Origin of the sequence: Pseudomonas sp. SB113 (genome assembly GCF_040754745.1) — a bacterium.
Taxonomy (GTDB): Bacteria; Pseudomonadota; Gammaproteobacteria; order Pseudomonadales; family Pseudomonadaceae; genus Aquipseudomonas; species Aquipseudomonas grimontii.
In genome coordinates, this window is record NZ_JBFMHW010000277.1 from 1 (window position 1) to 265 (window position 265).

Consider the following 265-nt stretch of genomic DNA (forward strand, 5'->3'; position numbering starts at 1 on the left):
AACGGCACCATCACCGTGACTCCGGTCAACGACGCGCCGGTTGCAGCGGCGACTACCGCGACCGGTGCTGAAGACCCAAGTGTAGGTATCGCGGTCAAGCTGAGCGCGACCGACGTGGATGGCCTGGCGAACGTGAAGTCCTTCACTGTCGGCACGCCAACCAATGGCACCTTCTACACCGACGCGGCCATGACCAAAGCGGTGACCGGCGCTATTAACGCGGTCAACGGCGAAGCCACCGTGTACTTCAAGCCAAACGCGAACT

General features: G+C 61.9%; 1 protein-coding gene. It reads left to right on the forward strand.

Features of this window, described 5'->3' with window-relative positions; genetic code table 11:
* On the forward strand, positions 1-265 hold a 265-nt coding region (locus tag AB1462_RS32550; RefSeq protein WP_367249249.1), incomplete at both ends, for an Ig-like domain-containing protein.